11 protein-coding genes are annotated in these 12047 nt (G+C 44.6%); 9 read left to right on the forward strand and 2 right to left on the reverse strand.

What is annotated here, in order from left to right:
• Position 1 precedes the first annotated feature (1 nt).
• Positions 2-1318, forward strand: coding sequence for an FGGY-family carbohydrate kinase (locus L0U88_RS14055; RefSeq protein WP_234866707.1), 1317 nt, complete (start codon positions 2-4; stop codon positions 1316-1318).
• Here L0U88_RS14055 and L0U88_RS14060 read toward each other — a convergent pair.
• Positions 1298-3673 carry a prolyl oligopeptidase family serine peptidase gene (locus L0U88_RS14060; RefSeq protein ID WP_234866708.1) on the reverse strand — a complete coding sequence of 792 codons (2376 nt, stop codon included), beginning with the start codon at positions 3671-3673 and terminating at the stop codon, positions 1298-1300. The two genes, L0U88_RS14055 and L0U88_RS14060, sit on opposite strands and share 21 nt — an antisense overlap.
• Positions 3674-3747: 74 nt before the next feature.
• Between L0U88_RS14060 and L0U88_RS14065 the strand changes: the two genes are divergently transcribed.
• The 4 genes from L0U88_RS14065 (at position 3748) to L0U88_RS14080 (ending at position 7295) form a co-directional block, all read left to right on the forward strand.
• A complete protein-coding gene (locus L0U88_RS14065; protein ID WP_234866709.1) occupies positions 3748-4518 on the forward strand; it encodes an oxygenase MpaB family protein in 771 nt (256 codons plus the stop codon).
• A 74-nt stretch (positions 4519-4592) separates the two neighbouring features.
• Positions 4593-5336 carry a (Fe-S)-binding protein gene (locus tag L0U88_RS14070; protein ID WP_234866710.1) on the forward strand — a complete coding sequence of 248 codons (744 nt, stop codon included), beginning with the start codon at positions 4593-4595 and terminating at the stop codon, positions 5334-5336.
• Positions 5329-6699: a lactate utilization protein B gene (locus tag L0U88_RS14075; RefSeq protein ID WP_234866711.1), complete on the forward strand. Its 1371-nt coding sequence runs from the start codon at positions 5329-5331 to the stop codon at positions 6697-6699. Before L0U88_RS14070 ends, L0U88_RS14075 begins: the two co-directional genes overlap by 8 nt.
• On the forward strand, positions 6696-7295 hold the full coding sequence (locus L0U88_RS14080) for a LutC/YkgG family protein (RefSeq protein ID WP_234866712.1): 600 nt from the start codon (positions 6696-6698) through the stop codon (positions 7293-7295). Before L0U88_RS14075 ends, L0U88_RS14080 begins: the two co-directional genes overlap by 4 nt.
• Here L0U88_RS14080 and L0U88_RS14085 read toward each other — a convergent pair.
• Complete coding sequence (locus L0U88_RS14085; RefSeq protein ID WP_234866713.1) at positions 7252-8043, reverse strand: M90 family metallopeptidase; 792 nt, start codon at positions 8041-8043, stop codon at positions 7252-7254. The genes L0U88_RS14080 and L0U88_RS14085 overlap by 44 nt on opposite strands.
• Before the next feature lie 136 nt (positions 8044-8179).
• Here L0U88_RS14085 and L0U88_RS14090 point away from each other — a divergent pair, with 136 nt between their 5' ends.
• The 4 genes from L0U88_RS14090 (at position 8180) to L0U88_RS14105 (ending at position 12047) form a co-directional block, all read left to right on the forward strand.
• Positions 8180-9157 carry a fasciclin domain-containing protein gene (locus L0U88_RS14090; protein WP_234866714.1) on the forward strand — a complete coding sequence of 326 codons (978 nt, stop codon included), beginning with the start codon at positions 8180-8182 and terminating at the stop codon, positions 9155-9157.
• A 110-nt stretch (positions 9158-9267) separates the two neighbouring features.
• Positions 9268-10209 (forward strand): fasciclin domain-containing protein, encoded by a 942-nt coding sequence (locus L0U88_RS14095; protein WP_234866715.1) that lies wholly within the window; start codon positions 9268-9270, stop codon positions 10207-10209.
• A gap of 87 nt (positions 10210-10296) precedes the next feature.
• A complete protein-coding gene (locus tag L0U88_RS14100; protein ID WP_234866716.1) occupies positions 10297-11316 on the forward strand; it encodes a sensor histidine kinase in 1020 nt (339 codons plus the stop codon).
• An 8-nt stretch (positions 11317-11324) separates the two neighbouring features.
• Positions 11325-12047 carry a LytR/AlgR family response regulator transcription factor gene (locus tag L0U88_RS14105; RefSeq protein ID WP_234866717.1) on the forward strand — a complete coding sequence of 241 codons (723 nt, stop codon included), beginning with the start codon at positions 11325-11327 and terminating at the stop codon, positions 12045-12047.

Genomic DNA, 12047 nt, shown 5'->3' on the forward strand with positions numbered 1-12047 from the left:
CATGATTCCTATAGCTGTAACTGCTATTTTTGATATTGGCAAAACCAATAAGAAACTGTTGTTGTTTGATGAACAACAGCGGGTAGTTGATCAGTATGCTGAACGCATTGAGGAATTAACCGATGAAGATGGTTTTCCCTGTGATGATATATTGGCGATTCGTCGCTTTATATTTTCTGCTCTCGATAGAATTATAGAAAACCCTGGCTGGAACCTTCAGGCAGTAAATTTCTCTGCCTATGGAGCAAGCCTGGTTTACCTGGATGAAAATGGTCAACCAATAACACCATTCTATAATTATTTAAAACCTTATCCTGACGAACTCTCAAAAGCATTGTTCGAGAAATATGGAGGACAGGAATCCTGGTCGCGGGAAACAGCGTCTCCATACCTCGGAAGTCTGAATTCCGGCTTACAGCTTTACCGGTTGAAAGTGGAACAACCGGAATTGTTCAAACGGCTGAATTTCGCCCTTCATTTACCGCAGTATTGCTCTTATTTGTTAACCGGACTTCACAGTTCGGATTCAACCAGCATTGGTTGTCATACGGGTTTATGGGATTATGAAAAAAATGACTATCATGAATGGGTCCAACAGGAAGGCTTAACCGAAAAATTGGCTCCACTGTTTCCTTCGGATTATAAAGAACGCGTTCGATACAAGGGGCAGGCTTTCTGGTGTGGGATTGGCATGCACGATAGTTCCGCCGCTCTTGTTCCCTATCTTCAGCAGGCGGATAAAAAATTTGCATTGCTTTCTACGGGCACCTGGTGTATTACATTGAATCCATTTAATGAAGATCCGCTTACCAGTCAGGAGTTGGAATTGGATTGTCTTTGTTTTCTGAGTTGCGAAGGCAAACCGGTTAAAGCAAGCCGGCTCTTTGGAGGGCATGAACATGAAATCCAGGTAAAACGTATAGCCGATCATTTTCAACTATCAGTTGAGCAGGTGTTATCGGTTACAGTTGATGAAAACTTTACTCCGATACCATCCTCCTTTACACCTGCACCCGGTTCCCTGATTGAAAAGCTCGCCTTCCGTGATCGTTCCTTACAGGAATTTGCTTCAGCTTCGGAAGCCTATCACCAACTAATGTTTGATCTGATTACCTTACAGGCAGTATCGATTCGTTTAGTTGTTACTGAAGATATTGGTATTCTCTTTTTGGAAGGTGGTTTTGCGAGAAATGAACTCTTCATTCACTTTCTTAAACTTGCATTTCCCAAACTGACTATACAGTTTGGTGAGAACGCACAGGGTGCTGCTCTTGGAGCACTGTTGGTGCTGAAAGATTCAGTTGCTTCTTCTCTTTAGCACCGTTTCAAACAGGTTAAATATTCGTTTGTATTCATCCGTCCAGCTGGAGGGTTCAACAAATCCATGATCCTCCATTGGGTACATGGCTACCTGCCAGTTTTCTTTTCCTAATTCGATAAGTCGTTGATTGAGTCGCACTACATCCTGAAAATGCACATTGACATCCACCATGCCATGGCAAATCAACAGATGATCCTGTAAGCCGGCTGCGAAATAGATGGGTGAACTTCTTCTGTAGGCAATGCTGTCTTCAGCAGGCGTGTTTAGAATATTGGAAGTATATCCATGGTTGTAATGTGCCCAGTCGGTAACAGGACGAAGCGCTGCTCCTGCTGCAAATGTTCCAGGAGAGGTAAACAAGCCCATCAGCGTGATGAAACCGCCATAGGATCCACCATAAATCCCAATCCGTTTGGCATCCACTCCATGTTCTTTTGCCAGCCATTTTGCTCCGTCGATATGATCAGTCAGATCCTTACCTCCCATGTGACGATAGATGGCAGTCCGCCAATCGCGGCCATATCCTGCACTTCCCCTGTAATCCATATCCAGCACATAGTATCCCTGGTCGGCCAGCATGTTATGAAACATATATTCTCTGAAATAACTGCTCCACCATTTGTGCGCATTCTGCAAATAGCCAGCTCCATGAACAAAAATTACGGCCGGCTTGGAAGGATCAGGATTTGCCGGGCGATAGAATCTGGCAGGAACCATCGCTCCATCTGCAGCCGGAACCTGTACCAGCTCCGGATCGCGCCAGGTATAAGAGGAAAACAATTCGGATTGGGCCTTATTGGTGATCTGTTGCGCTTTCGCTTTAGGATTATTATCCTGCAAATAGAGTTCCCAGGGTTTATTGGAATAGGAATATAAAATAGCCAGATGTTTTTCATCTGGAGATAGCACTACCTGGTTGGCTCCTGTAAGCTGTGTGATGCGTTCCGGTTTTCTACCGGTAACGGATAACCGATAAAAATGTTTTTCACCGGGATGAACTTCGTTTGTGGTAATGAAGAAATACTTTCCGTCTTTCGACACCTGTACGGATTGTACTTCATAACTACCTTGTGTAAGCGCTGTTTTATTGCCGGTTTGAATAGTATACTTGTAAAGATGTGAATACCCGGTTACTTCAGACTGGAACCAATATTCATGTTCATTAAGCCATCCGGCGGAAGCACTAAAACTCCCGATACCGGGGCCGCCAATCCAGGCTTCATCCCGTTGCCGGTCTGCGAGTTTCAATTTTCCTTCTGAGGGAATCAATTGCATGATCCATCTGTCCTTGTTATCCAGTGAATAGATTTCAACCATAGCATTGCTGCCGGAAGGTGACCAGCTCAGCCGGCCAACAGAAAGCAGGCGTTTGGTTTTTTTCGCAGCTGACAACCTGGTCGGATAATCTTTCAGATAGTCAGGAAGATCTTCAATACCCGGAATTGAATCCAGCGAAACAGCATGTAGACTGTCTTTTTCGCGATCATACACAAATAATTCACTGGTTCCCGAAGGGCTGCCTACTTTGGTTCTGGCCGGAATATCTTCCGTAAAACCTGTTTCAGTAACATAGTTGGGGACGATGGTTCGCTTGCCATTCTGATCCGGTTTGAAAAGTGTATAACTGATATAGCGACCATCTGAACTGATCTGTAGATTTCGCATCATTTTATCGCCGGTAAACAGTTGCCGAACCTGTTTTGGCTTTGGTAAAGATTTGGTAAAGGCTTCGGTGGCTTCTTTTTTTTCTTTACGTTCCCGGATAACTTCCATCCATTCCAACTGATCTTTTTTTAACCATTCCTCCTGTGAACCCGAACGCTGTTTGCTTTCTGCAGGGGCGGTTTTCTGAACGCTGATCAATTGTTGCAGCTGACCGGTTTCAGGATCCCAGGCATATAGGTCCTGCTGCTGTTGAAATACGATCCTCTTCTCATTGAAAGAAAAAACCGGATTCATTTCTGAGGCAACTGTTTGTGTTATCTGCCTGGTTTTTCCTGTTTTGGTATCCATTAGAAAAATATCACCGTCTTTTTGATAGAGGGCCTGACTGCGAGACAGGTTAAAAACCAGGTTACGATGGTAGAGAATTTCGTTCTTCCTTGAGCTAGCCAGTTTTTGTGGAGTACGATTTTCCTTTGTGATAAAATAAGTCGAATCGGCTGCTGCATTTTCCGGATTCCAATCGAAATACAGGATCGAACCATCAGCACTCCATTGCAGGTTGGATGGCGAACTTCCGATCCATTTGGGATCTGCCATAATTTTATCAATGGTCAGTTTTCCTGGTTGGTTTTGTGCATATAAACCAGTGGATAGGAAAAGCAAAACAGCAATAGCGATTTTTTTCATGCCCTTCGACTTTAACTGCTAAGATAGGGGATGAATACCTGTTATAACTTACCTTAGTAGAAATCAGTTTCTCCATGGAATTTTTTGTGGCAGAGAACTCCATTGTAAGGAAGATCTGGGGTAAGAGCGATACTATATTGTTCATATTTGCAGGCGCTGCGGCTGAGTTTGCACTCAATAAAGCGGTGGACTGGTTATACTATACGGGGAAACTTCCTGCAGATCCGATTGGCCGGCTGTTTTCCACTGTTGAGTATGCCCGAAGGATTGTATTTACACCAACTCAGCAAGCGCATAAAGCAATAGATACCATGGCTGCTATCCATGCAGGATTGGAGAAAAAAAGAGGCAGCCAGATCCCTGATTGGTCCTATCGTGATGTATTGTTCATGCTGATTTATTATTCAATCGCTGCTTACGAATTGCTGGAGCGGAAACTGACAGCGGACGAAAAGCAGGAGGTGTATGATGTTTTTTACCGTATGGGCTCACGCATGGGTTTAAAAACTCTTCCTGCAACTTATCAGGAATGGTTACCGGTGCGGGAAGCTCATTTAGAGCAGGATTTGGAGAAATCGCTTTATACCGAAGATCTTTTCAAGCAATATCGAAAGCACCTGGGCAATATGCGGTTCCGCGTATTAATTGAAGCCCAGAAACTGGTAGTGCCACATCAGGTAAAGGAATTATTACAGTTCAGTGATTTTTCATTGCTGACCCCTGTTGTTCCATTGTACAAAGTCAGCCGGCTTATGAAAATGGACTGGATGCTCAAAAAAATATTACTACCCGGCGCATACCAGGAGCAGATCCAGGGACTGGATATAGTTCCACCTGTCAGATAATTTACCTTTAGCATCGGATAAAAATTAAATAAAATCTGAAACAATATCTTCAGATTTTCGCTAAAATGTTTTCCATGTACACGGTTGGCTTATTTGTTCCCTGTTATATAGACCAGTTTTACCCACAGGTGGCCATTTCAAGCCTGCAACTGTTGGTGAAACTGGGCTGTAAAGTGGTGGTTCCCTTAAACCAAACCTGTTGCGGTCAGCCAATGGCCAACAGTGGTTTTGCCAGCCTGTCAAAAGGTTGTGATGCCAATTTCATTCAGAATTTTGGTGAACTGGATTATATTGTTTGTCCCTCCGGTAGCTGTACCCTTCATATAAAAGAACATCTCCACAGTGAACAGTTTCCTGAAAAAGCGACTCAAATTCAACAGCGCATCTATGAACTGACTGAATTCCTGACGGATGTTTTAAACCTGACCACCTTCAAAGGATCCTTTCGACATCGTGTCGGTTTACACAATTCCTGTCATGGTCAGCGTGGCCTTCACCTCTCTTCCATGTCTGAATTGGTAGCACCGGTTTTTTCAAAGCCGGCTGATTTGCTGAAGCGAATCAGCGGACTTGAATTAGTAGTACCGGAACGATCGGATGAGTGTTGTGGTTTTGGTGGTACGTTCTGTGTATTTGAAGAAGCGGTTAGTGTAAAAATGGGGAAGGACCGAATCACGGAACATGAACAAAACCAGGTGGAAATTCTGACCGGAGGTGATATGAGCTGTTTGATGCACCTGGAAGGTATTTTAAAACGCAAAAAAAGTCCGGTTAGAGTAATGCATATTGCTGAAATTTTAAACGCCGGATATGAGTAGCCGTCACGCGCAATTAGCCGAACAATTCAATGCTGATGAAGCACGCACCAACTGGCACGATCAAACGCTTTGGTGGGTTCGTCAGAAACGCGACCGTGCTGCCAATACCCTGCCTGAATGGGAACAGCTTCGGCAATGGGCATCCGATATAAAGGATCATACCTTGTCGAATCTGCATGCCTACCTGCTTGAGTTTGAAAAAAATGCACTGGCAAACGGAGTGTTTGTTCATTGGGCAAAAGATGCTCAAGAACACAACCGGATTATTTACGATATCCTGCAAAAGGCCGGTGTAGACCGCATCGTCAAGAGCAAGAGCATGCTCACGGAAGAATGTCACCTCAACCCTTACCTGCAGGATAAAGGCATAGATGTGGTAGATACCGATCTGGGTGAACGAATCGTACAGTTCAGGGAAGAAGCGCCCAGCCATATTGTTTTACCGGCTATTCATCTTAAGAAGGAAGATGTCAGTAATACATTTCATGAACACCTGGGAACAGAAAAAGGGAATAATGATCCGCAATACCTGACACATGCAGCCCGCCTGCATCTCAGGGAGAAATTTATCCAGTCGGATATTGCCATCACCGGCGTCAATTTCGCCATTGCCGAAACAGGCGGTATTGTAGTTTGTACTAATGAAGGCAATGCAGATATGGGGGCACATGCAGCCCGGATTCATATCGCCTGTATGGGATTTGAAAAAATCATTCCCAAAGCTGAACACCTGGGTGTGTTTACCCGATTGCTTGCAAGAAGTGCCACCGGGCAACCTATCACCACTTATACCAGTCATTTTCACCGGCCGGCACCAGGTAAGGAAATGCATATTGTGCTCGTTGATAATGGCAGATCAAGACAGTTAGGAAGGGAAGATTTTCGTAATTCGTTAAAATGTATCCGTTGTGCGGCCTGCTTTAATACCTGCCCGGTTTACAGACGAAGCGGGGGGCATAGTTATCATACCGCAGTTGCCGGACCGATCGGTTCCATCCTGAATCCCAACCTGGATATGAAAGCAAATGTAGATTTGCCATTTGCCTCCACGCTTTGCGGCTCCTGTTCGAATGTTTGTCCGGTTAAAATCAATATTCACGAACAACTCTGGAAGTGGCGACAGGTTATCAGCGCAGAAGGACTTACAGCACCCTCCAAAAAAATTGGTATGAAACTGATGGCCTGGGTACTGGCCCGACCAGGTGTTTATCGTTTTGCAGGAAAGACTGCCAGATGGGTGACTGCAAACCTTCCCTTCCTGGTAAAAAATAAAACCTGGAACCCCTGGTTCAAACAGAGAGAAATGCCGGAAGCGCCCAAACAGAGTTTCCAGGAATGGTATAAAAAACAACAACGTTCATGAGTAGCCGAAATCAAATACTGGAAGCCATTAAAAATGCACAACCGGCAATTAAACCATTGCCAGTATTGGATTATACGGCGGTAACACCAATCAAAGAGTTGATATCCTCTTTTGAACAATTTGTAAATGCTGTTGGTGGCAGGGTTCGGTTCGTTGATCAGTCTGCAGAGCTTACCCTGGAAATTGAAAATGCAAGACAGGAAGGCCGGTTAATTCTAAACAGGCTGAATGGATTTTCCAGCATGGATGAGATTTCACCAGACCTTAACGAGTTGGAGAAGCTCGATCGGGTTTATGTCCGGGGAAGCCTGGGAGTTGCAGAGAATGGTGCGATATGGGTGGAGGAAACGTCCATGGGTAACCGAATATTACCATTCATAGCACAGGAGCTTGTAATAGTATTACGCGAAGAGGAGCTGGTTCCCACCATGCATGACGCTTATCAACGTATCCGGATCAACCAGGAAGGTTTTGGTGTTTTTATTGCGGGGCCTTCTAAAACAGCAGATATCGAACAATCGCTGGTAATTGGCGCACATGGTCCCGTTGCACTTACTGTTTTGATCCTGAAATCCGGGTTGGCGGTGCCTGCTTAAATATTTTCTCGAGCATTTCGTACAACTTTGGATGCTTGGATTTCAATAATGCCGGGCGTTCGAAAAAGTATTCAGCGGCAACAGCGAAAAACTCTGTCTGGCTGGTTGCACCATAAGGATTGATATCTGACTCATCTTCCTTAATCTCCTGGATTTTCCGGTGAATCAGCTTCAGCCAGGGCAGGCTATATTGTTTGGAGAGCAGTGCCTCAGGAACTCCGTCAACAGCGCCATCCGCCTTGTCCAGCAGATGTACAAATTCATGAATGGCTGTGTTGTGTTTATCTGTTTTGTTGGAGAAACCTTCTCTTAAAGCCTGTTTACTGAGGATCATTTTATGATTCATAACGCCGGATCCGACCATGCCCAGTATATTCCGGTCGCGTGATTTGGTATCAAATTCCTGGTCAAAACTATCATTGTAAATCAGCACATCGGTAAGGTTGCTATAATGCCATTCCGGAAATCCGAAAATTGGAATAACAGCACTGGCTGCTACTAAAATACGGTCAGCATCCGTTATTTCGGTTCCTACGGGAGTAATACGCGTCTCACGCAGGAAATCTTCCACTTCAGTTATAAATCGTGGTCTATCGTTCTCAGGCAGAGAGCGATAATAGGCCACTTCCTGCTCCAGGATCCCGGGTATATTAGCTGGCAGGGGTGCAGCCGCCTGTTTTTTGCGATCTGACTGTTTCCACCAGATCACCGCAAGAATCAGCGCTCCAAAAAATACAAGTCCAAACATATGCAAATGTAACTACCGCTCGGGTAACCGACGGGTAGGGGAAGCAGAAAAGCAGTTCACGCCTGAAAATATACAATTCACTCCCCTGTTAAAATCTTAACAATTGTGCTAACTGTAATATCTCAAACTCTTTGTTATGCTAAACAAAACTATCTTACAATTTGCCCGTACATGGGCGCTGCCATTGCTTGCAGTTTTATTTCTTGCCAGTTGTCAGAAAATGGGTCCTGTTCCTCCACCATGGAAAAATCAGGCGAAGAAAAAAACAATCTGGGAAGTTGCTTCATCAGACGGACGTTTCAGTCTGCTTAAAGCGGCAGTAGCCCGTACCGGCCTGGTTCCTGCACTGAATGATAAAAAAGCGAACCTCACCGTATTTGCGCCTACAGATGATGCATTTAGAGCGGCTGGTTTCAGAACTGTATCTGACATCGCAAAAGCTCCCGTTGATGTGCTGAAAGCTATCTTATTGTATCATGTTGTTGGGGATGAAGTATTTGCTGCTGAAATTCCGCAGGCTAGCAATACCCCGGTTCCCAGTCTGAATGGTCAGCCTTTATATGTTACCCGCACAAGCGCCGGTAATGTATTTATAAATGGTGTTAAAGTGATCATCGCCGATATTGATTGCTCCAATGGAGTAATTCATGTAGTGGATCGCGTATTGATTCCTGCTCCGGGTAATATTGTTGCGCTGGCATCAGGAAATTCAAATCTCAGCTTCCTGGTTGCTGCAGTAATTCGCGCCGGTGCTACCGGTACGGATGTTGCTGCTATTCTCAGCAGTGATGGCCCGTTTACCGTATTCGCCCCCACCAACCAGGCATTTGCCGCAGCCGGATTAACTTCAGTTGAGGTTATTAACAATGCTGATCCGGCCTTCCTCTTAAATGTACTGGCCTATCATGTGATTGCAGGTGCCCGTGTATTCAGTTCTGATTTGGTTGATGGCGCTGATGTTCCCACTTTCCAGGGTAGCACGTTGGAAATCAGTCTGGGATCCGGTGCAAGAGTAAAGGGCAATGCAAATGCTACAGCGTCCAATATCACCATCACAGACCTGCTCGCTACTAATGGAGTGGTACATGTGATTGACCAGGTATTGCTCCCATAAAATAGCATTCCCAATAAATAATTTACAGTTCACTCCATTCATTCAACAACTCACTCCATTCTGTTCATCTTTTGCCTTTCGATTCTGTTACAAAAGGAAAATCTAGCATCATGAAAAAATTTATGACATCCCGCTTACTTCTGATCGCGGTGGCCTTATTCAGTGTATTTACATTCTCAGCTTGTTCTGATGATGATGATGACAATCAGCCAGCAGATCCAACTATTACAGATGTGGTTGCTACCAACCCTAACTTCTCACTGCTCCTGGCTGCGGTTTCCAAAGCAGGTTTAGCAGATGAGTTGGCTGCTCCCGGCAATCTGACCGTATTTGCACCTGATAATGAAGCTTTCGCGGCTGCCGGTATCAACCAGGCCTTTATCAACAGCGCAACTCCACAGGCATTGGCTGATATCCTGCTGTACCATGTAGTAGGTGCGAGAGTGGGTTCCGCAAACGTGCCTGCAAGTGACAGCGTGCGTACACTGGGACAAAAATTAATCTTTGCCTCCAGAAATGCAAATGGAGTGTTTGTGAATGGAGTGTCTGTAAAAAATGCGGATGTAGCTGCCAGCAATGGGGTAATTCATGTAATCAGCAATGTACTGATTCCACCAACCCAAACAATTGCAGGTATAGCAACAGGATCTTCTGATTTCTCCATACTGGTTTCTGCTGTTGTTAAAGCAGGATTGGTAGATGCAATCAGCAACCCTGGTAAGTATACCGTATTTGCACCTACAAACGCTGCCTTCCAGGCTGCCGGTGTAACTCAGGCAACTATTGATGCCCTATCTGTTGCTGAAGTAACTGCTATTGTCGGACAGCACGTAATTGGTACAAACGTTTACGCAAGTGATTTGATCAATAATGGAACTGCTCCTACGTTAAATCCAGCTGCAACACTTACCATTGGTACAAATCCTCCCAGCGTAAAAGTAACCGGCAGCAGTAGTACTGCGAGCAATGTAGTTACCACTACCCCTGGAGCCACATTTAATATCACTGCCACCAACGGTGTGGTTCATGTGATCGATCGCGTTATCCTGTAGAAAGATTGTAGTAGTTTTGATACTGCGGGGATGGCTAGATAGTTCCGGCTTTAACGCCGGAACTATCTTCTTACTTAACCTCTACCCATGTTTGCCCATAAATACAGACTCTGGTTCGCCCTGTTTCTTGGATGCTATTCTTACCTGAATACGCTCTATGCAGAGGTTTATACCTATTACCAGATTCAGGCTCCCTGGTACCTTAGCCTGCTCACCATTTTACTGGTAACGCTGGGAGTTTGGGAACTGAACCGTTTACTGGATAACAGGATTCAAAAACACTGGGCTGACAAAACACAACTCACCCGTATCGGAATTTCCTTCCTTGCCGGAACCATCGCCTCGGTTTTGATTGCGCTGGTTATCATTGTCATTACTGCAAGGGGCCTTGCAGGACTCAGAGGTTCTGCTGTTTCTCTTCCCATGAAGCTGACTACCATGTATGCTACCAGGATCAACCTGTTCTTGCATATTATTAATGCGTTGTTTGTTTTCATCGGCAACCTGCGGCAAAAAGAAGTGGAAGCGGAAGCGCTCAAGCGAAGCACAGCGCAGGCACAGCTTCAGATTATCCGTAACCAGATCAATCCGCATTTTCTTTTCAATAACCTGAATGTACTATCCGGACTGCTCGTTAAAGACAACCCGGAGGCTAACGAGTTTGTTGAGTCTTTCGCTGCAGTTTATCGCTATTTATTAAGCAATCAGGATAAGGAATTGGTATCGCTTCGATCTGAACTCGAATTTATTCAGCCTTATATCTTCCTGTTAACCAAACGATTTCCTGAAAGTTTATCCATCTCCCTATATGTTCAGGAAGGCGAAAAAGACAAGCGTATCGTACCTGGCGCTTTACAATTGTTGATCGAGAATGCCATCAAGCATAATATATTGTCTAAACAATTCCCACTGGTTATTGACATTTCAGTGAACGGAAATAACAGTTTGGTTGTTAGTAATAACCTGCAAATCAAAAGTCCAGTTGAACCGTCTACGCAAATAGGGCTTAATAATATCCGTCAGCGATATGAATTAAGTACTGGCCAGACGATCACTATTAAAAAGGACGACCGGATTTTCAGTGTTTATTTACCATTAATAACCTAATCTCGTTTATGCGAACGCTTATTGTTGAAGATGAGCCATTGGCTGCGGAACGTCTGACAGTACTCCTCCAACAATTGCGCCCGTCTGCAGTTGTAGCGGCTGTCACAGATAGTATTTCAGAAACCATTCAATGGTTGAATGAAAACCCATCACCTGACCTGATCCTCATGGATATTCAGCTCTCAGATGGACCCTCCTTCGAAATTTTCAGAACAATCAAATCAGAATGCCCCATCATTCTGACAACCGCATTTGATTCTTATGCGATGGATGCTTTCAAATTGATGAGTATTGATTATTTACTCAAACCTGTTACCAAATCTGCACTTAAACAGGCCCTCGATAAACTGGATTTGCTGTCAGGAAAAAATACAATCCTTCCCAAGACCTATAAATCACGCTTCCTGGCCCGGATTGGCAGTCGCAGTTTCTTTATAGATACCACTGATATCGCTTATTTCTCTGCCGACAATAAAATTGTATATTTAAACGCGCATGATGGTACTCGTTACATTGTAGACTATACACTGGAAAGTCTGGAACTGGTGCTGGATCCACGACAGTTTTTCAGGCTAAACAGAAGTATCATTGTACAGGCATCCGCTATTCAACACATTAAACCATATATCAACAGCCGACTCAAACTCAATGTGAAAGCTGGTTCCAACCTGGATGAACTGATCGTCAGCAGAGAACGGGTACCGGCATTCCGCGAATGGGCTGAGAGTTAA

The sequence above is a fragment of the Flavihumibacter fluminis genome, assembly GCF_021491375.1.
Classification (GTDB): domain Bacteria; phylum Bacteroidota; class Bacteroidia; order Chitinophagales; family Chitinophagaceae; genus Flavihumibacter; species Flavihumibacter fluminis.

Bases quoted from the DNA above. Each gene is read 5' to 3' on its own strand.
- L0U88_RS14065 (WP_234866709.1), top strand. From the start codon at position 3,748: ATGGAATTTTTTGTGGCAGAGAACTCCATTGTAAGGAAGATCTGGGGT.
- L0U88_RS14085 (WP_234866713.1), bottom strand. From the start codon at position 8,043: ATGTTTGGACTTGTATTTTTTGGAGCGCTGATTCTTGCGGTGATCTGG.
- L0U88_RS14075 (WP_234866711.1), top strand. From the start codon at position 5,329: ATGAGTAGCCGTCACGCGCAATTAGCCGAACAATTCAATGCTGATGAA.
- L0U88_RS14105 (WP_234866717.1), top strand. From the start codon at position 11,325: ATGCGAACGCTTATTGTTGAAGATGAGCCATTGGCTGCGGAACGTCTG.
- L0U88_RS14060 (WP_234866708.1), bottom strand. From the start codon at position 3,673: ATGAAAAAAATCGCTATTGCTGTTTTGCTTTTCCTATCCACTGGTTTA.
- L0U88_RS14080 (WP_234866712.1), top strand. From the start codon at position 6,696: ATGAGTAGCCGAAATCAAATACTGGAAGCCATTAAAAATGCACAACCG.
- L0U88_RS14100 (WP_234866716.1), top strand. From the start codon at position 10,297: ATGTTTGCCCATAAATACAGACTCTGGTTCGCCCTGTTTCTTGGATGC.
- L0U88_RS14095 (WP_234866715.1), top strand. From the start codon at position 9,268: ATGAAAAAATTTATGACATCCCGCTTACTTCTGATCGCGGTGGCCTTA.
- L0U88_RS14055 (WP_234866707.1), top strand. From the start codon at position 2: ATGATTCCTATAGCTGTAACTGCTATTTTTGATATTGGCAAAACCAAT.
- L0U88_RS14090 (WP_234866714.1), top strand. From the start codon at position 8,180: ATGCTAAACAAAACTATCTTACAATTTGCCCGTACATGGGCGCTGCCA.
- L0U88_RS14070 (WP_234866710.1), top strand. From the start codon at position 4,593: ATGTACACGGTTGGCTTATTTGTTCCCTGTTATATAGACCAGTTTTAC.